Below are 25,676 nucleotides of genomic sequence, written 5' to 3'. Positions count from 1 at the left end.
TTCGACGTAGGAGGTCCGCAATGGACACCGACAGCGCGATGATCGAATTCGCCATCAAATGGCGACATTGGGACGGCGGACCCGACGAGGACATCTTCGTCGAGTTCGGTATTCCCGCATACCAGTTCTTCTTCCGACTGCGCCGGCTCCTGTCCACCCACCGACAGCATCAGCTGACGCCCCACCTCGTCACGCAACTAACTGATATCTGTGACAGCAGATTGCATGTGCCGCAGACCCGAGCGGGATGATGTGGGCGACGCAAGCAAAAGGACACACATGAGAGACTTCACCAACTTCGACATGCTCCGCGCGGCCGCAGGGACCGAGATCGGCACCAGTGACTGGATCACTGTCGACCAGGAACGTATCGACCGCTTCGCGGCCGCCACCGGTGATGATCAATGGATCCACGTCGACACCGAGCGCGCCGCGAGTGGTCCTTACGGCTGCACGATCGCACACGGATTTCTGACGCTCGCTCTACTCGCACCGATCACCCAGCAGGTCATGACTGTCAGTGGCGCCCGTATGGCCCTCAATTACGGGCTCGGTAAGACACGGTTCATCACTCCAGTGCCCGTCGGTAGCCGAGTTCGCGGTACCGTTATGCTCACCTCCGTAACCGACGTCCCCGGCGGTGTGCAGGTCGAACGAACCGTCACGATCACCACCGAGGATGCGCAGCGCCCCGCCTGCGTCGCCGACAATCTTGTGCGATACCTGGCTTGACGTACCAGAAGGGGTCGGCCAATTCCACGTCAGTCTCGGTCACGAGTGGCCTGATCCGCGACCCACGCCGCAATTTGGGTCCGGGACGTGAACCCGAGTTTGGTCAGAAGGTGTTCGACGTGCCCCTGGGCGGTGCGTGGCGAAATCACAAGGCGAGCAGCGATGGCCCTGTTGGTCAGCCCATCGGCGACGAGTGCAGCGACCTCACGTTCTCGCTTCGTCAGTGTAAATGAGTTTGCGGCCGAAGGCTGCGCCTTATCGTTATCCACAGCTTGTTCGCGGAGCGCGTACGCGATCGCGGCGTCGAAATCGAGGCACCGGCCTTCGTTGTGAGCCAGCTCGAACGCCTGTTCACCGAGCTCCTGACGAACTGTCCGCTTGCATTGCTCGTGGTGCATCTGCAACTCGGGGAACAACGCCGTGAAGCTGCCCATCGACCGCGCCAACTCCTCGGCCGCGCCCATCAGTACTGCGGCTCGCTTCACGTCCGGTCCGGCTGCCGCGGTCCAGGACAGTACCTCGAGACAGGCTGCGGCAGTGAGAAATCCGCTTCCCTCCCGGGTCAGCCGTAAGGACTTCTCGAGTAGCTCTGCCGCCCGACTGGAATTTCCCTTCCGCCAGAGGGCAACAGCCATGGCCCTCAGAGCGTACGACCGGTACAGCACTTCGCCGCGGGTTTCGGTGACCGTGAGTATTTGCTGACAGCATTCGATCTCGCGCTGCAACTCGTCGAGCTGTCCATACGCCCTCCCGAGTAACTGCAGAACGCCTATGCGTGCGGCATCATCCTTACTGCCGAACGACGCAAGGACACTCTCGAAACGGGCACACGCCTGGGCCAAATTCCCGCTGTACAACGCGAGGCTGCCTTCGGCGCGTTCGATGATGGCCTGCATCCTCGGGTCGGCCGTCTGTTCGGCTATGGCACGCGCCTCTTCCATAAGGGCATTCCCCGCCTCGAGGTCTCCCTGCAACCCGGCCAGCACAATGCCCGCGCACAGCGCACTTGCTCGTTCAACCGTCGGTTCGCCGGACGGATCGGCAAGGAGTCGACCGAGCCAGTGCCGACCCTCACTGAACATCGCCCGTGAGTTCCAAAACGGAAACATGGCGTCGGCGATCCGCAGACCAGTGCTGGAGTTGTCGGATACAGAGAAATCCAGTGCGTCCCGCAGATTCGGCTGCTCCCGCGTGAGCCTGGCAATCCATTCAGTTTGCCGTGAACTGATCCAGTCGGCCTTCGCAGCCAGCGTCAGGCGCTCACACCAATCCCGATGCAGTCGGCGCAGTTCTACATACTCGCCACTCTGCCGCAGCTTCTCCCGACCGTACTCACGCAACGTTTCGAGCAGGCGGAAGCGCACCACCGCCCCGGATTCCTCCCGATTCAAAACTGACTTGTCTACCAGCGACGTCACGGCTTCGAGCAGCTCCTCCGAAGCCATGCCGACGCCGCACACCTGCTCGGCGGCGTCCAGCGAGAAGCTGCCCGCGAACACTGACGCCCGTCCCCACACCCGTTGTTCCTGCCGAGTACACAGCTCGAAGCTCCAGTCGACACACAACCGCAACGTCTGCTGGCGTGGCGGCGCCCTTCGACTGCCGCGGGTCAAAAACGCATACCGGTCGGTGAGCCGCTGCAGGATCTGCTCCGGCGACATCACCCGCAACCGGGCGGCCGCCAACTCGATCGGCAATGGCAATCCATCCAGCCGGTAGCAGATTTGCGCCACAGCGGCCTTGTTTTCCTCGGTCAGTTCGAACCCGGGGACCACGGTGGTGGCGCGATCGGCGAATAGCGAGACTGCGTCGTAGCGAGGCAGGCCCCGCAGCGACGGCTCCTGATCCAGCTTCGGCACCGTCAGCGGCGGTACCCGCAATGTGGCCTCCCCGCCGATCCCGAGAGGCTCGCGGCTTGTCGCAAGAATTCGTAAATCCGGACAGGTCTTCAACAGCGTCTCCGCCAGCTCCGCGGTCGCGTCCAGCACTTGCTCACAATTGTCGAGTATCAGCAGCAGCTCCCGCGTCGCCAGGAACTCGACCAACACGTCACCCAACGGCCGTGCCGGGTGATCGCTCAATCCCAGCGCGGCGGCCACCACCCCGGTCAGCAGTGAGTCGTCGGAAAGTTCTCCTAACTCCACCAGCCACACACCGTCGCGGTACGCACGTTGGACCCTCTCGCCCACGCGCCGCGCCAAGCGGGTCTTGCCGACACCGCCTATCCCGGTCAAGGTCACGAGATGTGAAACCGAGAGCATGTGCTTCACGTCGCCGGCTTCAGTACGGCGACCGACGAAACTGGATAGTTCGAGAGGAAGATTTCCCCTCATACTCCGAACGGCGTTCGCGGACGAGTAGTGCACTAGGTCAACTTCCTCCACGGAGTCGAGGACGGAGCGGACGGTGGCCTCTCGCAGCAGTGTGGTCGGCGTGGCGGACAGCGCCATTTCGTCAATCCCGAAGCCGTGCTTGCGCTGCATCTCACGAAGTTCGCCACCCAGTCGTGTAGCTGACGGCCGGGCCTGCGGATTCGGTGACATCGCTTGTTCGATGAGTGCGGCTACGTCGTCCTCTACGCCGCGCTCACGCAGGTCCGGCATCGGCTGCTTGGTGATCCGCACGAACTGGGCGACCACCTGCTCACCGCTTCGCCGCTCGAACGCCGCGTGACCAGTCAGAGCGCTGAAGAGAGTGGCACCGAGGCTGTAGATGTCCGAGGCTTGGCTGGGCGATTCACCCTTCAGTACCTCCGGGGCAGTGAACGCCGGTGAACCGGTCACGACGCCGGCGCGGGTCTCGAAGCCGCCGGCGATGTGCGCGATCCCGAAATCTGCAAGCGCTGGCTCACCGTAGTCGGTCAGAAGAATATTCGCGGGCTTGACATCGCGATGCAGAACGCCGAGCCGATGCACCGCCGCCACAGCCCCGGCCATCTTCACCCCGAGGGTCAGCACATCCGACAACGAAAGAGGACTGTGCGTCCGGATCCGCGTCTCCAGCGACCCCTGCGAGTGGTACTGCATCACGAGATAGGGACTGTTGCGCTCGGTTGCGCCCACCTGCAGGACATTGACGATGTTCGGGTGCCCGCTCAGCCGGCCCATCGCGCGCTGCTCCCGGAAGAAGCGGGCCCGATTTTCCTCGTCGAGATCGGTGGTGAGTACCTTCACCGCGACGGTGCGGTCCAGTTCCGGCTGGGTACAGCGATACACCACACCAAAGCCACCGCGCCCGATTTCCTGGACGTCGACGAACCCCGCCGCTTCGAGCTCCGCGGCTACCGTGGGAACAACACACCGCTGCGTGTCGACTGGATCGTCTTCGTTCATAGCTCGGCCAACTCATCTGTTCGCGACCCCCGGCGCTGGGCAGACCGCACTAGCTCTCGTCCGGGGTCCTTCGATGATATCGCCACCGCTACGTGATCCGAAGAGACACACAGGTCCGAATACGGTCGGTCCACCCGGCCTGGGATGCGCGCACGGAGTCGCCCAGCATCGACAACCGAGGAGCATGCGTCGACTGGTGGAACAACGACTTCGTGTTGTCACAGGGTGGGCCCAATCGGACGCCGTCGACGGTGGCCGACAGCGTCCTATTGTCGATCTTGCACGCATTACAGCTGGCCACGCGCAGCCCCGGTGATCACGGCAGGTGCCGGAGGGCCGGCACGTCATGCGGAAGTTACTTCTTCGGTGCCTGCGGAGGTAGCGGATAATGGCAGGCGACGAATTGGCCGGGTCGCACTTCCCGTACCTCGGGTTCGTCTGTGGCGCACTTTTGTTGTGCTTGTGGACAACGGGTACGGAACCGGCAACCCGTCGGCGGCGCCAGGGGCGAGGGCACGTCACCTTCCAACGCCGGACCGGCGAACCCCTTCTCGGGGTCGGTCAGCGGCACCGAGTCGAGGAGAGCGCGGGTGTAGGGATGCGCGGGATCGTCGTAGACTTCGATCGAGTCACCGAACTCGCAGACCTTCCCGAGGTACATGACCATCACATTGTCGCTGACGGTCCGCACGACACCCAGGTCATGGGCGATGAAGACGACCGTCAGATCGAACTCGGCCTTCAGTTCCTCGATCAGGTTGAGAATCTGGGCTTGGACCGACACGTCGAGCGCGGAGACCGGTTCATCACAGATCAGGAGCCGGGGGCCGAGCGCCAACGCCCGGGCGATGGCAACCCGCTGTGCCTGTCCACCCGACAGCTGACGGGGCAGCATGTCGGCGAACCGGTCCCCGGCCAGGCCGACCTGTTCGAGGACGGCAGCGGAGGTGGTAGCACGCTCGGACGATGGTGCACCGGCCACTGCCAATCCCTCGACCACGATGTCCTTGACGGATCGGCGCGGATTGAGCGAGCCCACCGGATCTTGGAAGATCATCTGCATGTCGCGTCGTAGCGCGCGCATGCGTTTCTCGTCCACTTCTTCGATCCAATCGTCACCGAATCGGATGCGTCCCGCAGTGAGGCGGTCGAGCCGTAGCACGGCCCGCCCCGTAGTGGACTTGCCGCATCCCGACTCTCCGACGATGCCGAGGGTTTCTCCGGGCAGCACGTCGAAACTGATCTTCGACACTGCCTGCACGGTGCCCGCACCTGTCGGGTACTCCACGACGAGATCCTGCACACTGAGCAGTGCCTGCTCGCCGCGGAGGTGAGCGCTACCGCTACCAGCCATGATTTCCACCTCCGGAAAGTACGGATGCCGCGGTGGCAACCGGGTGCACACAGAACACGTGATGGTCCACACCCACGGACTGCCGCTCCGGACCGGAGCTTCGACATTCCTCATCGGCATATTGGCAACGGGGTGCGAATCGGCACCCCTCCGGGGGTTGGGTGGGATCTGGAAGTGAACCCGCGATCAGGCGCAGCGGCGCATGGCGTTCGTGGTCGATGGTGGGGGTGGCGGCCAGCAACGCTTCCGTGTAGCGATGCCTCGGGTCCTCGAATATCTCGCGGGTAGAGCCGATCTCGGCGAGCCGACCCGCATACATGACCGAGACGCGGTCGGTGCGGCCCGCAACCACAGCGAGATCGTGGCTGATGAGCATCATCGCCATACCGCGTTCGCGCTGAATCCGGCGGAGCAAATCGAGGATCTGCCGCTGGATCGTAACGTCCAGCGCAGTGGTCGGCTCATCGGCAATCAGCAGGTCCGGTTCGCACGCCAAGGCGATGGCGATCATCACCCGCTGACGCATGCCCCCGGACATTTCGTGCGGGTAGTTGCGGAGCCGTCGTTCCGGGTCGGGCACCCCGACCTCCCGCAAGAGGTCGAGGGCCCGGCCGTGTGCCTCGGATCGGGTGATGCCCAGATGCCGGCGCATCCCTTCGGTGAGTTGCCGCTCCACTCGCACTACCGGGTTCAGAGATCGGCCGGGGTCTTGGAAGACCATGGCAATTTGCTTACCCCAGATGTCGAGACTCTCCTTCTTGCTCAGAGACAGCAGATCCCGGCCCTGGAAGGTCACCTCACCGGAACGGGCCGAGCGCGGCGGCATCAACCCCATCACCGCCCGGGCCAATACGGACTTGCCGGAGCCGGACTCCCCGACGATCCCCAGTGCCTGTCCCGCGTCCACCGTGAAGGACACGTCGTCCACGGCGCGCACAGTCCCACGCGGAGTGCCGATGTAGGCACGCAGATTTTTCACTTCGAGCAATGACCGAGTATTCATGTGAGCCGGCTCCATCCTTCCGTTGGCGGCTGGGTCCCTCAGCTGCCGACTACTTCGTGGTCCACAGCTCTTCGGGCAACGGCGAACCCCAGGTGTACAAGTCGACACCGTTCATGTCTTTTCCTACGACGACGGAGGGCACCGCCCGGACGTACCAGAGACCCGGATTCAGCTGAACAAGCCGCTTCTGTACCGTCTCGTATGCCACCTTGCGCTCCTCGACACTCTCGGCAGTGCGACCGGTGTCGAGCGCTGTGCTGAGTTCAGGATCATTGATGCCCGTGAAGTTTCCAGGCGAGGCGCCGTGGAACGCAGTCCATAACGGGAAGTCCGGATCCTGTACCACTGCGGAGGAGATGATCATGTCGAAGTCCCGCGCGGCCGCGCGTGCGGTCGCCACTGCGAAATCCACGACCTCAATCTTGGCCTCGACGTTATCGAACGCACTCAGCTGAGCTTGCAGACCTTCGGCAACGGCTTTGCTTTCCGTCGTCGTGTAGGACAGGAAGGTGAACGAGACCGGCTTGCCCTCGGCGGCCAGTTCATCGAACAATTTCTGCGCCTCCTCACTGTTCGGCGTAGGCAGTGGGATATCGGCGTAGTACGGCGAGGATTCCTCGAACAACGTCTTGGGAACGACGCCCTCGCCGTTGTAGACGATCGTGTTCAGTGCATCCAGGTCCACGGCGAGGGCGACCGCCCGGCGTGCCCGCTCGTCATCGAACGGAGCACGACGGAAGTTCATGGCGACGATCTGACCGCCACCGGTGGGTACGACCTCGGTCTGGAGTCCAGCACCTTCCGCCTTGTTTAAATTGGCCCAGCTCGTCTCCGACGCCAGATCCGCACCACCGGTCATGATCGTGTTGACCCGCTGATTGCTGTCACTCACCGTCTTGATTGTCAGGCCGTCGAGATACGGCTTCGGTGCATCCCAATAGCCGGGGTTCTTCTGCAGTTCGATCTTGTCCTGCCGGACCCAATCGACCAGAGTGAACGGTCCCGCGCCGACCGGATTCTCGTCGAAAGACGCCTGCCCCTTCTGAAGCGCCGTCGGCGACGCAATCCAATTCAACGCACCGGCGACCACGGACTGGCCGAAGTGCGGATTCGGCGCCACCAGAGTCACCTTCAGTGTGGTGGGGTCGATGACCTCCGACGACGCCACCTGGACCGCCTGGCGAATGGTCGTCGATCCCAAGGCGGGGTCGCGCAGCCGGTCCCAGTTGAACTTGACCGCGGCCGCGTCGAGCGGGGTGCCATCGGTGAACTTCAGGCCCGGCTGCAGCGTAAGAGTGAACGTGGCTCCGCCGTCAGTGGTAGAGAATCCGGTCGCCATCTTGTATTCGAGATCGAAAGTCTCGAGATTGTTGATCATCAACGTTCCGTATAGAGCGTTGCCGAGCACCGGCTGGTGGGCCCAGGTATTGGACAGGCTGGCGGGATCGAGGTTCCGCGGCTCACCGGTCTGCAGCACGCGAGCCACACCACCGGCGACGGGTTCACCACCCTCGGACTGGCCGCCGCCCGCGGAACCCGTGCCACCGCAGGCGCTGAAGAGCAGTGCTGCGGCGCATGCCGCAGCCACCGCGGTCAGAATACGTCTGGATCGAAACATCATGAACCTCTCGGGAAGGTGGAAGCTGGTAATGCAGATATGGGTGGCGAAGGACCTCGCCGGTTCAGTCGTGCATGGTCCGGTCGAACTTGGTGCGGAGATGATCGCCGACCTGGTTGAGGGCGAAAACGGTGAAGAAGATGACCAGTGCGGGCACGAACACGAGGTGTGGTGACGTGGCGATCGCGTCCTTGCCGTCGTTGATCATGCCGCCCCAGCTCGGTTGCGGCGGGGGAATTCCCAACCCGAGAAAACTCAACGATCCCTCCGCCACGATCAACGCCGCCATCACGATCGGCAGATACGCCGCCAACGGAGCCAACAGGTTCGGCAGGATCTCTCGAAAAAGTATCCGAAAATTACCCGCGCCGATATTGCGGGCAGCACGAACGAATTCGCGCGATGCCCACGACATCGTGTTGGCCCGCGACAACCGAATGAACGCCGGGATCACCAACAACGTGAGCCCCAGCAATATCGTCGGCACGCTGGGTTCGAGAATCGACGCCAACGCCAGTAGGAGAATCAAGGGTGGGAACGCCAGCATCGCATCCGCCACCAGTGACACGCCGGCATCGAGACGCTTACCGAAGTAGCCGGCGAACAGTCCGATCAACGACCCGATTCCAAACCCCACCAATCCGGCTACCGTACCCACCACGAGCGAGACCCGGGCGCCGTAGATGATGCGTGACAACATCGACCGACCCAACGTGTCCGTGCCCAGCAACAGATCGAGTGAGCCGAATTGCGGATTCAGTCGCGGCGCCCCCACCGGAGTGGCGAACGGAGCCAACGGCAGTACGCCGGCCAGCAACGCCGCCGCGATCAACACCACCAGCCACAGCACCGACAGATACACCAGCAACGACCGGCGCTTGCGAATTACCGGAACCGCCGGCAACTCCACCCCCGGACCTGGATCCGTATGTACTGTCTTATCTACCGCCACATCGGTCATGCTCCGGCTACCTTTCGCACCCGCGGGTCGATCACTGAGTAACTCAGATCGACGACCGTGTTGATCCCCACATAGACCACCGCAATGAACACCACGATGCCCTGCACCATGATCACGTCACGCGAGGTGATCGACGACGCCACCAACTGCCCCAGACCCGGTAGCCCGAACAATGTCTCGACGATGACCGTCCCTCCGATCAACCGTCCCAGATTGATCCCCGCCACCGTGATCAAAGAGAAGGAGGAGGGCCGCAGCGCATGCCGGAACATCACGTATCCGGCCGGCATTCCCTTCGCCCGCGCCGAGGCGATGAAGTCCTCCCGTAACGTCCCGATTAGATCGGTACGGAGCAACCGGTGAAAGGAGGCGATCTCTGTCAACGCAATCGCGATTGCGGGCAACATGGCACTACGCAGATTCGGCCCCAGCCCCTCACTGATCTGCGACCACCCCATCACCGGGAACCACTGGAACTGAATCGCGAAAAAATAGATCAACACCGGGCCCGCGATAAATGCAGGCACCGACAAGAACACCGCCGACACTGCATTCGTACCCCGATCGAGCGCACTGCCCGGCCGCGAGGCCGACACCACCCCCATGATGAGAGCCACCGCCAGCGCGATCGTCAATCCCATCGCCGCGAGCTGCAACGTTACCGGCAACCGCTCCACGATCGCCTCCCGGACCGACTGTCCGGTCAACGGCGATGTCCCCAGGTCACCCCGCACCGCGTCGGAAAGCCACGACACATACTGTGACCACAGCGGGACATCGAGACCGAGCTCGGCATTCATCGCTGCCACCGCGTCCGGCGTTGCATTCTCGCCCAGAATCACCTGAGCCACCGACCCCGGCGCCAAACCGAGCAGCGCCACCACCGCAAGGGTTACCAGTAGCACCACCAACACGCTGCGGCCGACCCGCTTCGTAACCGTGAGAACCATGGAACTCACCTTTCGGATAGGGAAGGGACGGCGTTCTCGTCCAGCGTTACCGCGCTGAGCTTTTCGAGATAGCACACTACTTCTGTTTGGTCGGCTGCCGGATCGAGATCCTCGACCGCTTCCTCCCACATGCGACCCAGCGCGTCACCGAGGACCGTGGAGGCATCGAGCTGCCGCGCCAGATCGAGGGCAATTCCGATGTCCTTGCGCATCAACCGGGCGCTGAACCCCGACGCGAATGTTCGGGAGAGGACGAAGTTCTCGTACTTGGTCTCCGTTGCCTGATTTCGACCGCTGCCGGCGTTGATCACGGACAGCAGTGTCGCGGGGTCGATACCGAACTTCCGTCCCACGAGAAGTGCCTCGCCGGCGGCCACCAAACCGTTGGCGGCGAGGAGGTTGTTGAGCGCCTTCGCAGCGTGCCCCGATCCGACCGGCCCGACACGGATGATCTGTCGACCCGTCGATTCGAGCAACGGCAGTACGGTGTCGATCGCCGACTGGTCGCCTCCAACCATCACAGCGAGATCCGCGTTTCTTGCGCGCGCTACCCCACCGCTGACCGGGGCGTCGACGACATCGATTCCTCGCACTGCCGCGGCCTTCTCGATCGCCTGGGTGCGAGCGGGAACGCTCGATCCCATGTCGACGAGGATGCTCCCCGGCTTCAGGCAGGAAAGCAAGCCGCCGTCAGCGAGTACGACCTGATCGACGATGTCGCTGTTGGGCAGGACGAGGACGACTATGTCGCAGTCCGCCAGCTCGGCGGTGTCCTCTGCACCGGTAGCGGTGGGATTGTCGTCGATGAATCGTTGGCGGGCCTCCGGGTCGGCATCGTGCACGACGATCGGCTGTCCGGCGCCGGCGAAATTGCGTGCGATCGGACTGCCCATGGCCCCGAGCCCGATGAAGCCCACCTTGCTGTGTGGCAGCGGAATCTTCGGAGCGTCCACCTGGGCTTCGGCGTTCAAGGGGTCTTCGGCGTTCAGGGGACCGAGATGGGCGTCCAACGCTTCCTGGACGACGCGCATCGCTGCGACTCCCGCAGGTACACCGGCATAAGCGGTTCCGTGAATCACGGCTTCCGTGATCTCCTCGCGTGTCAACCCGTTACGGATGCCGGCTCGCACGTGAACGGCGAGCTCTCGCGGTTGATTGAGGGCGACCAGCATTCCGAGAGTGATCAGACTTCGGCTGCGACGGTCGAGACCGGAACGGGTCCACACCGAGCCCCACACGGTTTCGCTGACATATTCCTGTAGTGGTGCACCGTCGGAACCCGCGTTTCGGGTGATCGCAGCGTTGACGTAGTCATCTCCGAGCACCTCCCTGCGAACGGCGAGGCCCGCGTCGAAGAGGGCGCGGTGGGCGTCCTCTATCGAGCTGGTATCTGACAGCGTTTCTGTCATCGGTTGGTTCCTCCGGGACCCTCGAGAATGGTGACGGCCGATACCGCCGTCGGACCGCCGACGGTGTGTGCCAGTCCGATCCGTGCTCCGTCGACCTGGTTGATCGAGCTGCCTCGCAGCTGTTCGAACAACTCCACACACTGTGCGACACCGGTTGCGCCCGGCGGATGTCCCTTGGCGATCAGTCCGCCACTGGGGTTCACCGGTAGTGATCCGCCGACGCTGGTGACGCCCGCCTCGAGGAGTTTGAAGCCTTCGAACCGGTCCGCGAATCCGAGGTCCTCGTAGCTGATGAGTTCGATGCCGGTGAAGAAGTCGTGCACCTCCGCGACGTCGACGTCTGATGGAGACAGTCCCGCCATCGCGAAAGCCTGCTTCGCGGCCCGTACCGTCGACGGAAACGACGTCATGTCCCGTTTGTGTTGCGCCATCACCGAATCGAGCCCGGAGCCGACGCCGCGGACCCATACCGGGCGATCGGTGAATCGGTCGACCACGTCTTCGGATACGAGTACGAGCGCCGCAGCTCCATCGCTCTGCGGGGCGCAATCATAGAGCCCGAAAGGTGTCACCACCGTCGGCGCGTTCAGAGCCTCCTCGACGGTGATCTCGAAGCGCTGCCGGGCCTTGGGGTTATTGATGGCATGGTGGTGGTTCTTCACGGCCACCATCGCCATGTGCTCACGGGTGGCCGGTGACTCGTGTAGATACCGGCGAACGTGGAGCGCGAAGCCTGCCGGTGCGACGAGGCCCAGGGGGTAATCCCAGGCCATGTCTCGCGTCATCGCCTCCCACTCCCAGAGCATGTCCTTCGACGCGGTTTCGCGGAGCTTGTCTGCGCCCATGACGAGTGCCACGTCGAACGCTCCAGAGGCGATCCCGAACAAGGCGTTCCGGATCGCGTCATGACCTGTGGCACAGGAGTTCTCGACCCGTGTCACCGGAATGTCGGAGATGTCGAGTGTGTCGGCGAGAATTCCGGACGGGAATCCGTCCGTGGTGCCCATCGAGCCGAACCACGCGGCCTGCAGATCGGACTTGTCCAGCCCTTTGTCGATGCTGCCGGCGCATTCCGCGAACGCCATCGGCAACAGATCCTTGATTCCCAAAGTGAAGTGTTCGGCGAACGGTGTCATACCGGCGCCGACGATCGCAACGTTTCTCATGCTGCCGCCTCCAGTGCGCGATCGGATTCGGTTTCGGGTTCGAATGCATAGCCGTAGTCCGGAACGCCGGACCGCACTGCAACTCGGCGCAGCACCATGCGACCGCGATCACCGATGTCGACAGTGCCGGGCTCGGTACCGGTTACCTTCGCCAACGCGCGAACGCCCACGTCGTCGAGTTCGACGATCACCAGCGAGTACGGGGTCCGGAGGCCGGGTACCGGTACGTGCACGGTCACCTCGGTATAGACGGTGCCGGTGCGGGGCAGGGGCACGAAAGAGTAGTCCGTTCTGAGCGTACCATCACGGTCGACGCGGTATCGGGGCGGAAAGTCCAGCTCGTTGCTGTCGGAGTATTTTCCGGCCTCCCAGCGGACTTTCGCCTCGAATGCCCTCTCGTAGGCGGCGAGGGAGATCGGGATGTCCGCACTGGGAATGTACGCACACTCCGGCTTGGCACGCGCTCGCGGTTCCCTGCGGTTGATCTGCGCCGCACCGTCGGCGACCGTGATGCCGGAGAGGCTGGCCTGCTCCACCCCTACGAGCGGGCCGGTAGACCCCGACTCCACCATCGCGGCGAGGGCGAACAGTCCGGAACTCGCTCCGGTTGTCGGTAACGGCAGTGGAGGGCCCGCGCACAGAGCCGCGGCCTGCCTCTCCTCGACACCTGCCACCGCGACCGGAGTGTCCACCCATGCCGCGGCCAGTGAAGCCAGGAAGCCGCGCTCCTTCAGTAGGCGCGGGTCACCGTAGTCGTGTACCAGACCGTTTGCGGTGCGGGTGCGGACCGGCAGGCTGCGGGCGATACGCGCGGCGGTGCGGACCTGCAGTCCACGCTCCGCGGTCAGCGCCGCTGCCGCTCCGGCTGCATCGATGTCCACACCGATGACCAGCGTGCGCGGACGGGCCGAGCCCAGGGCGTCGAGCGTCGCCGGTGCACCACCGAGCCGCTCCGTCACCTCGAGCTCAGGGTCGAGCCCGAGGCCGGCGAGCAGCACAGCAGCGTTGCTGCTTTCCATCAACGGCAGGTCACGGCTGACGAGCACGACACACTCGACCGATCCACCACTGTCGAGGGCGGCTCGACCAGCTTCGACAGCGAGGGTGATCGCATCCTCGTCGTCACCCGGCACACGGCGCCCGGGTGTCCCCCAGCACGGCAGGTACGTACCTATCGAAGTGATGTATGACATGTGAACTCCCAGCAATCTAGGTAACAGCGCCCGCCGTTTTGAGCGCGATGATGCGATCCCAGTCCAAGCCGAGCTCGGCCAGGATCTCGTCGGTGTGGGCCGCGAACTCGGGACCCGGGCCAAGCTCGGGGGCAGCGACGTCGAACTGCACCGGGTTGGCGGCAAGTTCGAGTTCGCCCGCCTCGACCAGGTATTCGTTGGCGCGGACCTGTGCGTCGACGGACACCTGGAGTGAATCCTGCACCGGCCCCCACGGACCGGACAGCGTGGCGAAGCGCTCCGTCCACTCCGCGAGGGTGCGGGTGGCGAGCACCTCCCCGAGAATCGCCACGGCCTTGTCGGTGTTGGTGGCGATCTGGGCGGCATCGGCGAAGCGTGGATCATCCGCGAGGTCGGGGCGGTCGATGTGGCGACACACATCTGCCCAATACTTTGCGGGCTGCAGCATGACGAATGCCAGGTAACGGCCGTCGCCGGTGGCGTATATCCCCGACAGCGGATTGGTCGGCGCGCCGTGTGCGCCAGGGACAGGTGCCACCATGGCCTTGCCGAGATGAGCTGACAACGCAATGCCGTGTCCCATGGCCCACACGCCACTGCTCAGCAGCGAGACGTCGACGATCGACGGTGTGCCAGTGCGCTCGCGGGCCAGGAGCGCCGCTGCGACACCCCCGGCAAGATTCGTCCCGGAAATGGTGTCGCCGAAGGCAGGTCCCGGCGGACTGATCATGCCTTCCACGCCCGGAGGTGTGAGAGTGGCGGCGATGCCGCCCCTTGCCCAGAAAGCGGTCATGTCGTAACCGCCTTTGTCGGCCTCGATACCACGCGGACCGAGGGCACTGCCTCGCGCATAGATGATGTTCGGGTTCACTGCGCGGACGTCGTCCACGTCGATCCCGAATTTGGTGCGGGCCTGGGGAAGGAAACTGGTCAGGAAGACGTCCGACCGACGGACCAGGTCATCGAGGACCGCCTTGCCCTCCGGTCGGCCCATGTCCAGTCCGATACTCCGTTTGCCGCGATTGGCATGTTCGACATTGGGATTGGGATCACCCTCGACCCGGAGGGGCCCGATCTGGCGGAGCCCCCTCTGCGGGTCCCCGGTGACGGCGTGCTCGACCTTGATGACCTCCGCGCCCCAGTCGGCGAGTACGGCACCCGCTGAGGGCACGAAGCCGTACATCGCGACCTCGAGCACGCGGATACCCGCAAGCGGCTTCACGGCTTCACCACGACCGCGAAGGCCTTGGTTTCGAGGAACTCCTCCAGTCCTTCTCGGCCGCATTCGCGTCCGATACCCGACTGCTTGTAACCACCGAACGGGACGTCCGGACCGAAGTAATTCCCGCCGTTGATACCCATCGTTCCGGTACGGATGCGCCGGGCTATCGCGATAGCACGTTCGTCGCTCGCGCTCATCACCGCGCCGGACAGACCATAGATCGAGTCGTTGGCGATCCGCACAGCGTCGTCGTCGTCATCGAACGGGATGATCGCGAGAACCGGTCCGAACACTTCATCTTGTGCGATCTCGCTCTTGGGATCCACGCCCGCCAAGACCGTGGGCTCATAGAAGAAACCTGGATCGACCTTCGTGCCACCCGCCAGCAACTCGGCACCGTCAGCGATCGCGCGCTGCACCATCGCGTCGACCTTTTCGCGCTGACGACCACTCACGAGAGGGCCCATATAGTTCTGTGGGTCAGTCGGATCGCCGAACGGGATGCGGCGGATGATCGCCGCCACCATCTTCGCGATCTCGTCGTGGTGCGCTCTCGGCACGAGTAGCCGCGTGGTCAGAGCGCACCCCTGACCGGCGTGCGCACAGACGGTCCCGGCCGCGAACTTCGCAGCCATCGCGAAATCGGCGTCTTCCAGCACGATCATCGCGGATTTTCCGCCGAGCTCCGTGAAAACTTTCTTCATCGTGTCTGCCGCCGCCGCCATGATGCGGCGTCCGGTCGGGGTCGACCCGGTGAAGGTGACCACGTCGACGTCGGGGTGCGTCGTCATCAGCTCACCGGGGGCGATCTCGGAGGAACTGATGACGTTCACGACGCCCGCTGGAATGTCGGTGTGTTGCGCGATTATCTCGCCGAGGGCCAGCGTGACGAGCGGCGTGTCGGGCGCAGCCTTGAGCACCACTGTGCATCCCGCGGCAAGCGCGGGAATGATCTTGGCCAACGCGAGCTGCGTCGGGTAGTTGTACGCAACGATCGCGGAGACGACGCCGGCCGCTTCCTTCTCCACCCACCGCTTGTGGCGCTGTCCGGAAATGTCGATTTCGCCGAGGTCTTCGCTCAGCGGGTACTCGCGCAGGAGGTCTGCGTAGTAACGCACGATTCGGATAGGTGCCTCCAGCTGGTTGGCGCGTGTGAGCTGGACGGTGGCGCCCACATCAGCGATCGTCAGTTCGCGGAGCTCCTCGAGATTGTCGAGCAGCGCCTGGTGAAACTGGTCGAGGCACTTGATCCTGAACTCCACGTCGGTAGACCAGCTCGTCGTGTCGAAGGCCCTCCGCGCTGCAGCGATACTCGCTTCCGCTTCCGCGACCCCGGCATCAGGCGCATATCCGACAATGTCACCCGTAGCTGGATTGATCGATGCGAACGTCCGCTCGGTCGCAACAAGCTGCCCGTCGATAAGTAGGCGCTTGTCGACGTCCAGCACGGTCGCGGCCTCACGGCCTCCGTGACCGCCGTTCGCGGCCGACACCGTGTCCTGAGATGACATCCGTTCTCCTCACTCAAAGTGAAAATCAAATTCTCGCATTTGAGAATTGTGCAGTGGCTCTGCAGAGAATGTAACAACATGTGAGCCGCGGGGATACCCCCAATTGAGATCGGCGCCACACCTCACCAGGTGGATGATCGACTGTTGCCACACCGTGTTTGCTGAGAGTATGGTTCTCAAAAACGGAAGGGAGATTCTTGTGATCCAGACTACAGCAATCGGTCCGTCACTCGGAGTGGAAGTCACCGGCGTCGAGAGCCTGGAGGACGAGGGTGTTATCGCCCGATGCCTGGAGGCTCTGAAGTGGCGGGGTGTGCTGCTCATTCGCGGCCTGCATCTCGACGACGATGCCCAGTTGGCGTTCAGCCGAAGGCTCGGTACGGTGCGCATGGCGGCCCCAGGCGAGGAGCTCTTCACGGTCTCCCTCGACCCGGCCAAGGCTCGGTCCGCCGAGTACCTCAAGGGGACCTTCTACTGGCACATCGACGACACCACCAGCGATGTGCCGGCGAAGGCAACCATGCTCACCGCCCGGCACGTCGCCATGGTCGGCGGCGGAACCGAGTTCGCCAGTACCTACGCGGCCTACGAGAATCTGCCCGAGAACGAGCGCAAACGCTACGAGGGCCTTCGGGTGGTGCACAGCTTCGAGGCAGCGCAGCGCCTGGCCAATCCCGACCCTTCCGACGAGATGCTGGCGCGCTGGCGACAACTTCCCACACACGAGACTTCGCTCGTATGGACGCGCCGCGACGGCCGAAAGTCACTCGTCATCGGTGCCACGGCCGACCACATCGTCGGAATGCAGGCGGAGGAAAGCCGGGCACTGCTGGACGAACTACTGGGCTGGGCCACGCAGGAACGTTTCTCCTACACCCATGAATGGAAGGTCGGTGACGTGGTTATCTGGGACAACACCGGGATGCTGCACCGGGCACTACCGTATGACCCGTCGTCGGAACGCCTGATGCGGCGCACCACGATCTCGGGCGATGAGGCCTGGTCGTGAGAACAGCTGTCGTCACCGGAGGTAGCTCCGGCATCGGGCGGGCCATCGTCGAACGCCTGCGCAAGGACGGCTACCAGGTCGCCGTACTCGATCTCGCACCCACCGACTCCACATTCGAGTACAAGGTCGACGTGACCGACCGCGCACAGATCGATGGCGCGCTGACCGAGATTCGCAACGAGCTGGGGCCGATCACAATTCTGGTCAACGGGGCCGGACTCGAGCTGTACAAGCGGTTCGGCAACATCACATTCGACAACTGGCGGCGAGTGATCGACGTCAATCTGAACGGCGTCTTCCACTGCGTCCAGGCGGTGCTTCCGGACATGGTCGATGCGGGCTGGGGTCGCATCGTCAACATCTCCTCGTCCAGTGCGCACTCAGGCCAGCCGTTCATGTCGGCGTACGTATCCGCAAAGTCGGCGGTCAACGGACTCACCAAATCGCTGGCTCTGGAATACGGGCCCAGCGGCATCACTGTCAACGCGGTGCCTCCCGGCTTCATCGACACACCCATGCTGCGCCGGTCCGAGGAGAAGGGCCTCCTCGGCGGCTCGATCGACCAGCACATAGACAAGACCCCGGTCCGGCGTGTCGGCCAACCGGAGGACATCGCCGCCGCCTGCTCCTTCCTCATCTCCGAGGAAGCCGGATACATCACCGGCCAAATTCTCGGCGTCAACGGCGGTCGTAACACCTGAGGCACGACGCTTGCCCTTCCGGCGCGAGCCGATCTGCCGCCTATCAAGGAAAGGAACTCTCAGTGGGACGTGTTGAAGGCAAGGTCGCGTTCGTCACCGGAGCGGCACGAGGCCAGGGTCGCAGCCACGCTGTGCGATTGGCCGAAGAGGGAGCCGACATCATCGCTGTCGATCTGTGCAGCAACATCGCGGCGATCGGTTATCCGATGGCCACCCTGGAGGATCTCGAGGAGACCGTCCGCCTGGTCGAGAAGCACGGCCGGCGCATCGTCGCTATACAGGCCGACGTTCGGCAGGTCGACCAGTTGAGGGCCGCGGTGGAGCGTGGCATCGCCGAACTCGGCTCTCTCGACATCGTGGTCGCGCAAGCCGGTGTCGCGGGCATGAAGGGCGAACCACAGATCGATGCCTGGTGCGCTGTGGTCGACACCAACCTCATTGGGACCATGAATGCCATTCAGGCTGCGTTGCCCCACTTGGGAGATGGTGCGTCGATCATCGCAACCGGTTCGACCGCCGCACTCATGGACGTGAGCAAGGTGGACGTTCCCGGCAAGGACCTCGGCGGAGTCGCCTACGTCTTCTCGAAGCGTGCACTCTCCCAGTACATTCACGAACTCGCGACACATCTCGCTCCGCGCGGCATTCGTGCCAACGTCGTGCACCCGACGAACTGCAACACCGACATGCTGCAGAGCGAGCCGATGTATCGATCGTTCCGCCCAGATCTGGAACACCCGACGCGGGCGGACGCCGAGCCCGCTTTCGGGGTTCAACAGGCCATGCCGATTCCCTACGTCGAGCCCGAGGACATCAGCAACACAGTCCTGTTCCTCGCCTCCGACGAGGCCCGATATGTCACCGGCATGCAGATGCGTGTCGACGGCGGCGGCTACCTCAAGTGGTACGACTACCACACCTGACCTGCGGCCGGACCACGGCTCGACGAGATCGAAACAGTATGCGCTTCGAGATGGATTCACCTGCGACCAGGAGGAACAACGTGAAGGCGAAGGTCGACCCCGAACGCTGCCAAGGGCACACACTGTGCGCGATGGCAGCGCCGGATGTATTCGAACTGAGTGATATCGACGGCCACGCGTCGGCCGTCAGCGAATCGGTGTCCGCCGAGCACGAAGAGCAGGTGCGCGAAGCCGCCCATTCCTGTCCAGAGCAGGCTATCTCCCTTTTCTGACTCGGCTGCCGGTCGGAACTCGCCAATTCACCTCGAACCGCACGAGAGGACGACGCGATGAGCGTTGATGACGTCGTAAACGACGACAGTCGGAAGAAGGCCATCTACCACTTCGACCGGCACGCACCGGAGTACCGTGACAATTTCCTACCGATCACCGAGGAAATGCACGCGAAGTGTCCGATGGCCTGGTCCGCTACCCATGGCGGCCACTGGGTCGCCGCGGGCAGCCGCGAGGTGTTCACCTTCGCCCGGTCCGCCGACGTGTCGAACGATCACGACCTGAAAGGCACCCGGCGTGGATACAAGGGCATAGCGATCCCCACCATGGAACGTGCGAGCGGCGTCCGAGGCGGCATCCTCGAAATGGACGAGCCCGAGCATCGCCAATTTCGTTCCCTTCTCAACCCGTACCTGTCGCCGGCTGCAGTCAATAGGTGGATCCCGTTGATCGATGAGGTGGTGCGCGCGTCCATCGACGAGAAGATCGAAACGGGCAGAATCGACTTCGTCGACGAGCTCGCGAACATCGTCCCCGCCGTCCTCACACTGGCGATGCTCGGAATTCCCATCAAGAAATGGACGATCTACAACGAGCCGGTCCACGCCGCGGTCTACACACCACCGGACTCCCCCGACATCCCGCGAATCGGGGAACTGCACCGCGCCATGGGATTGGACCTCCTCACCAATCTCGTGGAGATCCGTGAGAATCCCCGTCCAGGACTGGTGGACGCGCTCGCACGCGCCACAGTCGACGGCGAGACACCGGACGATATGGAACTGCTCGGCATTCTCAGTCTCCTCATCGGCGGCGGGTTCGACACGACGACGGCACTCACGGCGCACTCGCTCGAGTGGTTGTCTCAGCACCCCGAGGAGCGCGACACGCTCAGCCGCGAACGCGACACCCTGCTGAACTCCGCGACCGAGGAATTCCTGCGCTACTTCGCCCCTGCACCGGGTGACGGGCGCACGATCTCCGCCGACTGCGAGTACGACGGAATCCAGTTGAAGGAGGGCGACCGCCTCTGGCTGTCCTGGGCGATGGCCAACCGCGACTCGTCGCTGTTTCCGGAGCCGAACCAGATCGATCTCGAGCGCAAGGGAAACCGCCACTTCAGTTTCGGTCTGGGAATTCACCGTTGCATCGGATCCAACGTCGCCCGAACCGTGTTCAAGCGGATGCTCGTCGCCGTGCTCGACCGGATGCCCGACTACCGCTGTGACCCGGAAGGCACCGTGCACTACGACTCCATCGGTGTCATTCAGGGCATGCGTCATCTTCCAGCGACATTCACTCCCGGCCCCCGCTTGGGCGCCGGCCTGGATGACACGCTCGACAAGCTCCAACTGATCTGCGACGAGCAGGGACTCGCCGAACCGATCACGGCACGAGGTAAGGATGCGCAAGCACGTGGCTGATTCCACGGTAGTCGATTCGGTGGTAGGGGGGAAGACGGCCGAAGAGTCCGGCCGTCCCCTCCCCCAGATCACCCCGCAGAACCGTTTCTTCTGGACGTCCGGCGCGGATGGCCGCCTGCGGCTGCAGGAGTGTGAGTCGTGCTCGGCTCTCATCCACCCGCCACAACCGATTTGCCGGTACTGCCACAGCCATCAGTTGGGTGTCCGGATGGTGTCCGGTTCCGCGACTCTCATCGGATTCACGGTCAACCACCGCTTCAGCCTGCCGGGGTTGCCGGCGCCCTACGTGGTGGCCCAGGTCGCGATCGACGAGGATCAGCGGGTTCGCTTGACGACCAACGTGGTCGAATGTGACCCCGCACAGCTCGAACTCGGTATGCGGATGGAGGTCGTCTTCACGCAGGACGGCGATGTGTGGCTCCCGCTGTTCCGGCCTGCGGCCGAACAGCCTGCGCCTCTTCCCCTGCCTACGGACGAAGTGGATCCGAGCCAGATCAGGAAGTCCGTGCGCCCCATGGTGACGCGCGAAAAGTTCGAGGACAAGGTGGCGCTGACCGGCATCGGGATGTCGGAAATCGGTCGACGGCTGATGGTGTCCCCGATGGCGCTGACACTGCAGGCCTGCGAGCGTGCGGTGGCCGATGCCGGCCTCACGATGGACGATATCGACGGCCTCGCAAGCTATCCCGGCGCCGGCCAGGTCGGCGGTTTCGGCGAAGGCGGTGTGACCGGAGTCGAGGCAGCCCTCGGACTCCGGCCGACATGGCACAACGGGGGCATCGAAACCTTCGGTCCCGGCGGATCCGTGATCGCCGCGATGCTCGCGGTCGCTAGCGGCCTGGCACGTCATGTGCTGTGTTACCGGACCCTCTGGGAAGCGACCTACAGCGAGCAGATGCGTCGCGGCGAGATCCCCCCACCGGCCACCGGCCGCACTCCCAGTTGGATGGTACCGTTCGGGGCCACCTCGGCAGCACATACGCTGGCCCAGAACGCACAGCGGCACTTCCACCTATATGGAACCACCCGGGAAACACTCGGATGGATCGCACTGAACCAGCGGGCCAACGCCGCGCTCAATCCCACTGCTGTGTACCGCGATCCGATGACGATGGACGATTACCTGTCTGCCCGAACGATCACCACACCGTTCGGTCTCTACGACTGCGATGTTCCCTGCGACGGCTCGGTTGCCGTCATCGTCTCGGCGGTGGACGCCGCCCACGATCTCGCGAAACCGCCCGTGCTCGTCGAGGCCGTCGGCACCCAGATCGTCGAGCGGATCGAATGGGATCAGAGCACGCTGACGCACGAACCTCAGGTTCTCGGACCCGCCGCCCACCTGTGGTCGCGGACTTCGATGAACCCCAGTGATGTCGACGTGGCGGAGCTCTACGACGGGTTCACGTTCAACTGCCTGTCCTGGATAGAAGCCCTGGGCTTCTGCGGCATCGGTGAAGCGAAAGATTTCCTCGACGGCGGCAAAAACATTGCCCGGGACGGCGTGCTCCCCCTCAACACGCACGGCGGTCAGCTCTCACACGGCCGTACCCATGGCATGGGACTGATCCACGAAGCCGTCACCCAATTGCGCGGCGATGCCGGGGCACGCCAGGTTCCCGGCGCCCGCGTCGCCGTCACCGCCACCGGAGGCCTCTCCCCCGGCGGCGCCCTGCTCCTCAGGACGGATGCATGACCACCACAGATCCCGATCTGTCGCTACCCGCCGACTTCGACGGCCCTGAAACCACGACGCCGTGCGCGCGCGTGGCCGACATCGACGGAATCCCGATGTCGGCGTTGTTGTCCGAGGCCCCGAATCCGCGCGCAGTGATCGTCGCGCTGCACGGCGGAGCAACGAACTCGGCCTACTACGACTGCCCGGGCCATCCTGAACTGTCATTGTTGCGGTTCGCGTCTGCGCTCGGGTACACCGTGCTCGCGCTCGATCGGCCGGGCTATGGCACTTCTGCACCGTTCGCGGTCGAGATCGCCCCCCACCAACGACGCGTCGACCTCACCTATGCGGCCATCGACCACCACCTCGGGTCGCGCCCGCGCGGCGCCGGCGTCTTCGTGTGGGCGCATTCGGCCGGTTCGGAGCTCGCAGTCCGCATGGCCGCCGACGATCGAGGCACCGACTTACTGGGTATCGAGCTTGCCGGCACCGGTCGCGAACACCAGCCCGTGGCGGCCGAAATCCTGGGCACGCCTCACCAGCCGGCACCACCGGAGGCAGTGCGCGAGTTGCTGTGGCAACCGAGCCACCTGTACCCCACCGAACTGATCGGGGGCGCACCTATCGCCTCATCGACTCCCCGTTACGAGTCAGGTGTCCTGGCGACCTGGGCGCGAATCGACTTTCCGGCGCTCGCGGCGCGGATACGAGTTCCCGTCCACTTCACCGCCGCCGAGTTCGAGAAGGTGTGGCGAATCGACTCCGCCGCGCTGCACGACATCGCGGCCATGTTCACTGCTGCGCCCAGCGTCACTGTCAACGAACAGGCCGGCAGCGGGCACAACCTCAGCCTCGGCCATGGAGCCCCGGACTACTACGCGAAGGTGTTGTCTTTCGTCGAGGACTGCACACACAGCACAACGGGAAAGGACGACTGATGCACGCCGTCGATGTTGCACTGCTACTTGTCAGACTGGTTGTCGGAGTGACCATGATCGCGCACGGGCTGAACCATTGGCGCGGCGGTGGCCGTATCGAAGGGACTGCCCGCTGGTTCAGCGGACTGGGTCTGCGGCAGGGCAAGCTGCAGGCGTGGCTGAGTGTTGTCACCGAAATCGGTGCGGGCGTACTTCTCGTCATAGGCCTACTTACACCGCTCGCCTGCGCGGCGGTCATCTCGGTGATGCTCGTGGCGGGAATCCTCGCCCACCGGCCCAACGGGTTCTTCGTCTTCAAGGAAGGCTATGAGTACGTCCTGGTGCTGTCGGTGACCGCTCTGGCGTTGGCAATGCTCGGCCCGGGAGAGTTCTCGATCGACGCCGTCGCAGGCATCGACATCGCCGGCTGGGCCGGTGGGGGCACCGCACTGGGTCTGGGCGTCGCAGCAACGGCGGGACTGCTCGCACTGTTCTGGCGACCGCAACCGCGAGAGGTCGTGGCCGCATGATGCCCAATCTCCAATCGGAGGAGTACTGATGCGCGTCGGATTCATCGGACTCGGTAGCCAGGGCGCGCCCATGGCGCGCCGGATCATTCACGCGGGCTACGACGTCACCCTATGGGCGCGCCGTCCCGATGCTTTCGTGCCCTTCGCCGACACCGCCGCGACGTTCGCCGACTCCCCTGCCGACCTCGGGGCAGCAAGCGATCTCGTATGCATCTGCGTGGTCAACGACGACGACGTCCAAGAAGTGGTCGCCGGTGAGGACGGTGTGCTCGAGGGGATGAAGGACGGCGGCGTGATCGCCATCCACAGCACGGTGCACCCGGACACATGTCACGACCTGGCTGCCAAGGCGCGGGAGCGCGGGGTCTCCGTCGTCGACGCTCCGGTGAGCGGTGGCGGATCGGCGGCCACCGAAGGGCGTCTGCTGGTGATGGTGGGAGGAGCAGTCGACGACTACGACCGCTGCCGGCCGGTGTTCTCGATGTATGCGAACCCCGTCGTCCACCTAGGTCCGCTGGGCGCCGGACAGGTCACGAAACTGCTCAACAATCTACTCTTCACCGCCAACCTCGCCACGGCGGCCAGCACCCTGAGCCTCGGGCAGTCACTGGGTGTCGATCCCGCCAGACTCGGTGAAGTCATCACACACGGGACAGCCGACAGCTTTGCACTCAGCCGAATCGTCTCTGCCGGCGGCACTCTCGATCGCATCGCGGCGCACGCCGGCGAGCTGCTCCAGAAGGATGTCGGGCTGGTGGCCGGACTCGCGGCTGCGGCGGAGGTCCCGACGGGCATCGCGATGGCCGCCGCAGACACCACGCTCACCCTGATGGACCACCCGCGATGAGTCGCGTCGGATTCATCGGCGCCGGGCGTATGGGACTCCCCATGGTGCGCAAGCTCGCCGAAGCCGGTCACGAAGTGCGCGCGCTGGGCCGCTCGTCCGAAAGCCGGGCCGCTATCTACGCGTCGGGGGCGGAGGCATTCTCCGATCTTTCCGAGATCGGCCAGGGAGCCGATCTCGTGACGGTATGCGTATTCAGCGACGACCAGGTTCGGCACGTGTGCCTCGACAGCCCGTTGCTGGCGGCCATGCCGAGCGGCGCCGTCCTGGCGGTCCACACCACGGTGAGTCCCCGCACGGTCGAGACCGTCGCGGAACGTGCAGCGGCACATGGCATCGACGTGATCGACGCCGCGGTCAGCGGCGGGCCACCCGACATCGCAGCCGGGTGCTTGACCCTTTTCCTCGGCGGACCCGAGGGCGCTGTGGCACGCACTCGCCCGATACTGCAAAGCTACGGCGATCCCATTCTCCACGTCGGCCCCAGCGGCAACGGTCAACGCGTGAAGCTGGTGAACAATGCACTGTTCGCGGCACAGATCGGACTCCTCGCCGAAGCCGCCGACCTCGGCAGGCAGCTCGGAATAGACGAGTCCGTGCTGCTCGAGGCCCTTCCCCACGGAAGCTCCGCCAGTCGGGTCATGGGCAGTGTCGCGGCGAGAGGCTCGGTGGGGTCCTTCCGAAGCGCGGTCGGTGAGTTCCTCGACAAGGATGTGGCCGTAGCCCGGACGACCGTCGCCGAACTCGGCGGTGACCTGGGCATCCTCGAAAAAGTCATCAGCGCTGGGCATCCGGTGCGGTACCCCCGATGAGCACTTCCGTGCTGTCGCCGGGGCAGGCGGCGTTGTCGATGAACGACGCCGAGGCCTCGAACTCACATCCCCCATCGCCGCGGATTTCCCCTGAGGTCCACGGAACGACGTCAC

23 protein-coding genes and 1 pseudogene are annotated in these 25,676 nt (G+C 64.1%); 12 read left to right on the top strand and 12 right to left on the bottom strand.

Annotated features, from left to right (window positions below):
• The first annotated feature begins 20 nt into the window (after nt 1-20).
• Both GFS60_RS05480 and GFS60_RS05475 read left to right on the top strand, forming a co-directional pair.
• Nucleotides 21-251 (top strand): DUF3263 domain-containing protein, encoded by a 231-nt coding sequence (locus tag GFS60_RS05480; protein WP_159919469.1) that lies wholly within the window; start codon nt 21-23, stop codon nt 249-251.
• 28 nt (nt 252-279) lie between these two features.
• The gene (locus GFS60_RS05475) at nt 280-732 is read left to right on the top strand and encodes a MaoC family dehydratase (RefSeq protein WP_159919467.1); all 453 of its coding nucleotides are present in this window, start codon (nt 280-282) and stop codon (nt 730-732) included.
• Nucleotides 733-761: 29 nt separating this feature from the next.
• Here GFS60_RS05475 and GFS60_RS05470 read toward each other — a convergent pair whose 3' ends face one another.
• From GFS60_RS05470 to GFS60_RS05420, 12 genes and pseudogenes are all read right to left on the bottom strand, one after another.
• Nucleotides 762-4,064 (bottom strand): protein kinase domain-containing protein, encoded by a 3,303-nt coding sequence (locus GFS60_RS05470; protein ID WP_159919465.1) that lies wholly within the window; start codon nt 4,062-4,064, stop codon nt 762-764.
• Between the two features lie 355 nt (nt 4,065-4,419).
• Entirely contained in the window at nt 4,420-5,418 is a 999-nt protein-coding gene (locus tag GFS60_RS05465) for an ABC transporter ATP-binding protein (protein ID WP_159919463.1), read from the bottom strand.
• The gene (locus GFS60_RS05460) at nt 5,408-6,421 is read right to left on the bottom strand and encodes an ABC transporter ATP-binding protein (protein WP_159919461.1); all 1,014 of its coding nucleotides are present in this window, start codon (nt 6,419-6,421) and stop codon (nt 5,408-5,410) included. The genes GFS60_RS05465 and GFS60_RS05460 overlap by 11 nt, the downstream gene beginning before the upstream one ends.
• A 49-nt stretch (nt 6,422-6,470) precedes the next feature.
• On the bottom strand, nt 6,471-8,039 hold the full coding sequence (locus tag GFS60_RS05455) for an ABC transporter substrate-binding protein (RefSeq protein WP_159919459.1): 1,569 nt from the start codon (nt 8,037-8,039) through the stop codon (nt 6,471-6,473).
• Nucleotides 8,040-8,103: 64 nt separating this feature from the next.
• The gene (locus GFS60_RS05450; RefSeq protein WP_159919457.1) at nt 8,104-9,000 is read right to left on the bottom strand and encodes an ABC transporter permease; all 897 of its coding nucleotides are present in this window, start codon (nt 8,998-9,000) and stop codon (nt 8,104-8,106) included.
• The gene (locus GFS60_RS05445; protein ID WP_159919455.1) at nt 8,997-9,950 is read right to left on the bottom strand and encodes an ABC transporter permease; all 954 of its coding nucleotides are present in this window, start codon (nt 9,948-9,950) and stop codon (nt 8,997-8,999) included. Before GFS60_RS05445 ends, GFS60_RS05450 begins: the two co-directional genes overlap by 4 nt.
• A gap of 5 nt (nt 9,951-9,955) precedes the next feature.
• The gene (locus GFS60_RS38940) at nt 9,956-10,903 is read right to left on the bottom strand and encodes an NAD(P)-dependent oxidoreductase (protein ID WP_268962613.1); all 948 of its coding nucleotides are present in this window, start codon (nt 10,901-10,903) and stop codon (nt 9,956-9,958) included.
• Between the two features lie 24 nt (nt 10,904-10,927).
• A pseudogene (locus GFS60_RS38935) lies at nt 10,928-11,359 on the bottom strand (carboxymuconolactone decarboxylase family protein); the annotation flags it as partial.
• On the bottom strand, nt 11,356-12,525 hold the full coding sequence (locus GFS60_RS05435; RefSeq protein WP_159919450.1) for a thiolase C-terminal domain-containing protein: 1,170 nt from the start codon (nt 12,523-12,525) through the stop codon (nt 11,356-11,358). The gene GFS60_RS05435 and the pseudogene GFS60_RS38935, both read right to left, overlap by 4 nt.
• Entirely contained in the window at nt 12,522-13,718 is a 1,197-nt protein-coding gene (locus GFS60_RS05430; RefSeq protein WP_159919447.1) for an OB-fold domain-containing protein, read from the bottom strand. The genes GFS60_RS05435 and GFS60_RS05430 overlap by 4 nt, the downstream gene beginning before the upstream one ends.
• Nucleotides 13,719-13,734: 16 nt before the next feature.
• Entirely contained in the window at nt 13,735-14,940 is a 1,206-nt protein-coding gene (locus GFS60_RS05425) for a CaiB/BaiF CoA transferase family protein (protein ID WP_159919445.1), read from the bottom strand.
• Nucleotides 14,937-16,451, bottom strand: coding sequence for an aldehyde dehydrogenase family protein (locus tag GFS60_RS05420; protein WP_159919443.1), 1,515 nt, complete (start codon nt 16,449-16,451; stop codon nt 14,937-14,939). The genes GFS60_RS05425 and GFS60_RS05420 overlap by 4 nt, the downstream gene beginning before the upstream one ends.
• Nucleotides 16,452-16,650: 199 nt before the next feature.
• Between GFS60_RS05420 and GFS60_RS05415 the strand changes: the two genes are divergently transcribed.
• The 10 genes from GFS60_RS05415 (at nt 16,651) to GFS60_RS05370 (ending at nt 25,562) form a co-directional block, all read left to right on the top strand.
• Nucleotides 16,651-17,460, top strand: a complete 810-nt coding sequence (locus GFS60_RS05415) for a TauD/TfdA dioxygenase family protein (RefSeq protein ID WP_159919441.1) — start codon at nt 16,651-16,653, stop codon at nt 17,458-17,460.
• Nucleotides 17,457-18,161 (top strand): SDR family NAD(P)-dependent oxidoreductase, encoded by a 705-nt coding sequence (locus GFS60_RS05410; RefSeq protein ID WP_159919439.1) that lies wholly within the window; start codon nt 17,457-17,459, stop codon nt 18,159-18,161. Before GFS60_RS05415 ends, GFS60_RS05410 begins: the two co-directional genes overlap by 4 nt.
• A gap of 62 nt (nt 18,162-18,223) precedes the next feature.
• On the top strand, nt 18,224-19,084 hold the full coding sequence (locus tag GFS60_RS05405; RefSeq protein ID WP_159919437.1) for a mycofactocin-coupled SDR family oxidoreductase: 861 nt from the start codon (nt 18,224-18,226) through the stop codon (nt 19,082-19,084).
• Nucleotides 19,085-19,164: 80 nt separating this feature from the next.
• Entirely contained in the window at nt 19,165-19,356 is a 192-nt protein-coding gene (locus GFS60_RS05400; RefSeq protein ID WP_159919435.1) for a ferredoxin, read from the top strand.
• 57 nt (nt 19,357-19,413) lie between these two features.
• Nucleotides 19,414-20,781: a cytochrome P450 gene (locus tag GFS60_RS05395; protein ID WP_159919433.1), complete on the top strand. Its 1,368-nt coding sequence runs from the start codon at nt 19,414-19,416 to the stop codon at nt 20,779-20,781.
• Entirely contained in the window at nt 20,774-22,477 is a 1,704-nt protein-coding gene (locus GFS60_RS05390) for a thiolase C-terminal domain-containing protein (RefSeq protein WP_236603380.1), read from the top strand. Before GFS60_RS05395 ends, GFS60_RS05390 begins: the two co-directional genes overlap by 8 nt.
• Complete coding sequence (locus tag GFS60_RS05385; RefSeq protein ID WP_159919429.1) at nt 22,474-23,397, top strand: alpha/beta hydrolase; 924 nt, start codon at nt 22,474-22,476, stop codon at nt 23,395-23,397. The genes GFS60_RS05390 and GFS60_RS05385 overlap by 4 nt, the downstream gene beginning before the upstream one ends.
• Nucleotides 23,397-23,906 carry a DoxX family protein gene (locus GFS60_RS05380; protein ID WP_159919427.1) on the top strand — a complete coding sequence of 170 codons (510 nt, stop codon included), beginning with the start codon at nt 23,397-23,399 and terminating at the stop codon, nt 23,904-23,906. Before GFS60_RS05385 ends, GFS60_RS05380 begins: the two co-directional genes overlap by 1 nt.
• Before the next feature lie 28 nt (nt 23,907-23,934).
• Nucleotides 23,935-24,753 carry an NAD(P)-dependent oxidoreductase gene (locus GFS60_RS05375; RefSeq protein ID WP_159919425.1) on the top strand — a complete coding sequence of 273 codons (819 nt, stop codon included), beginning with the start codon at nt 23,935-23,937 and terminating at the stop codon, nt 24,751-24,753.
• Nucleotides 24,750-25,562, top strand: a complete 813-nt coding sequence (locus GFS60_RS05370; RefSeq protein WP_159919423.1) for an NAD(P)-dependent oxidoreductase — start codon at nt 24,750-24,752, stop codon at nt 25,560-25,562. Before GFS60_RS05375 ends, GFS60_RS05370 begins: the two co-directional genes overlap by 4 nt.
• The last annotated feature ends 114 nt before the right edge of the window (nt 25,563-25,676 follow it).

Origin of the sequence: Rhodococcus sp. WAY2 (assembly GCF_009859915.1) — a bacterium.
Taxonomy (GTDB): domain Bacteria; phylum Actinomycetota; class Actinomycetes; order Mycobacteriales; family Mycobacteriaceae; genus Rhodococcus_F; species Rhodococcus_F oxybenzonivorans.
This window is presented reverse-complemented; position numbering and strand designations above follow the sequence as displayed.

Coding starts and splice junctions, on each gene's coding strand:
- GFS60_RS05480 (WP_159919469.1), top strand. CDS start 21: ATGGACACCGACAGCGCGATGATCGAATTCGCCATCAAATGGCGACAT.
- GFS60_RS05475 (WP_159919467.1), top strand. CDS start 280: ATGAGAGACTTCACCAACTTCGACATGCTCCGCGCGGCCGCAGGGACC.
- GFS60_RS05470 (WP_159919465.1), bottom strand. CDS start 4,064: ATGAACGAAGACGATCCAGTCGACACGCAGCGGTGTGTTGTTCCCACG.
- GFS60_RS05465 (WP_159919463.1), bottom strand. CDS start 5,418: ATGGCTGGTAGCGGTAGCGCTCACCTCCGCGGCGAGCAGGCACTGCTC.
- GFS60_RS05460 (WP_159919461.1), bottom strand. CDS start 6,421: ATGAATACTCGGTCATTGCTCGAAGTGAAAAATCTGCGTGCCTACATC.
- GFS60_RS05455 (WP_159919459.1), bottom strand. CDS start 8,039: ATGTTTCGATCCAGACGTATTCTGACCGCGGTGGCTGCGGCATGCGCC.
- GFS60_RS05450 (WP_159919457.1), bottom strand. CDS start 9,000: ATGACCGATGTGGCGGTAGATAAGACAGTACATACGGATCCAGGTCCG.
- GFS60_RS05445 (WP_159919455.1), bottom strand. CDS start 9,950: ATGGTTCTCACGGTTACGAAGCGGGTCGGCCGCAGCGTGTTGGTGGTG.
- GFS60_RS05435 (WP_159919450.1), bottom strand. CDS start 12,525: ATGAGAAACGTTGCGATCGTCGGCGCCGGTATGACACCGTTCGCCGAA.
- GFS60_RS05430 (WP_159919447.1), bottom strand. CDS start 13,718: ATGTCATACATCACTTCGATAGGTACGTACCTGCCGTGCTGGGGGACA.
- GFS60_RS05420 (WP_159919443.1), bottom strand. CDS start 16,451: ATGTCATCTCAGGACACGGTGTCGGCCGCGAACGGCGGTCACGGAGGC.
- GFS60_RS05395 (WP_159919433.1), top strand. CDS start 19,414: ATGAGCGTTGATGACGTCGTAAACGACGACAGTCGGAAGAAGGCCATC.
- GFS60_RS05385 (WP_159919429.1), top strand. CDS start 22,474: ATGACCACCACAGATCCCGATCTGTCGCTACCCGCCGACTTCGACGGC.
- GFS60_RS05380 (WP_159919427.1), top strand. CDS start 23,397: ATGCACGCCGTCGATGTTGCACTGCTACTTGTCAGACTGGTTGTCGGA.
- GFS60_RS05375 (WP_159919425.1), top strand. CDS start 23,935: ATGCGCGTCGGATTCATCGGACTCGGTAGCCAGGGCGCGCCCATGGCG.
- GFS60_RS05370 (WP_159919423.1), top strand. CDS start 24,750: ATGAGTCGCGTCGGATTCATCGGCGCCGGGCGTATGGGACTCCCCATG.